The sequence below is a fragment of the Paraburkholderia sediminicola genome, from assembly GCF_046026895.1.
Lineage (GTDB): Bacteria > Pseudomonadota > Gammaproteobacteria > Burkholderiales > Burkholderiaceae > Paraburkholderia > Paraburkholderia sediminicola_C.
On the sequence record NZ_JAQQEU010000250.1, the window covers coordinates 1 to 832 of the forward strand.

The 832-nt window shown below is 57.3% G+C and carries 1 protein-coding gene; it reads right to left on the reverse strand.

Translation table 11 applies throughout. The features are described 5' to 3' along the window. Positions 1–183 precede the first annotated feature (183 nt). Positions 184–612, reverse strand: a complete 429-nt coding sequence (gene copM, locus PQR02_RS40580) for a CopM family metallochaperone (RefSeq protein WP_408243413.1) — start codon at positions 610–612, stop codon at positions 184–186. Positions 613–832 lie beyond the last annotated feature (220 nt).

Genomic DNA, 832 nt, shown 5'->3' on the forward strand with positions numbered 1-832 from the left:
ACCTCGGCCGTTGGAACCAGCGCGTGGTGAACGGCGATTTCAGGGGCCAGCGGTCATTCATGCACGCGTGCTGCCCGTCAAGTCATTGGCCCAAAAAACCGTTTGTGGCTGCAAGACGCAGTCGTTCGGCAACGCCTTCCAAGTCTTTGCGACCCAGCCAGGCGCGCCATACTGCCTCGCGCGTCACATGTTTGTGTCGTGCCCGGCTTGCCACCGCTTCATAAAGGCAATTTCTTTCTTTTGCGCCTTGATGATGTTCTTCGCCAGCGCCCTCATTTGCGGATCCTCGCCGTACTTGAGCTCGACTTCGGCTTGGTCCACCGCTCCTTGGTGATGCGGGATCATGTGCGCCACAAAGTCCGCGTCTGTATCTCCTGTGTATCCGGGGGCACTCATATTTTTCATCATCTTCGCTGCGTTGTTCTCGAAAGCCCGCGTTGATGCAGGCAGCGGACCGCCGGCTTGTGGAGGCGTCTCCATTTTTCCGGCGGGCATGCTCATCTGTCCATTCGCCATGGCACCTGATTGCTGCGCGCTCGCGTCGAGTGCCATGCCAGACAACACGATTCCGACGTGGATGGAGAGGACGATAAGTAAACGGTTGGCTTTCATCTGAATATGCTCTCAAGGTGGGTAACTTGATCGTTGGCGGGCGACCACGGTTCTCATCAAAGACCCGCATATTCATCATCAACCTTCCCGTCGCTGGAAGGTCAAGCGCCACGGGGACCAGCGTCGACTTTCTCGGAGACGCAGACTTGCAGCTGTGCGAGCCGAAGCTTTGGCCGACGACTTACCGGATTGGGTCCGTATCTCAATGTCCGGTACTTGA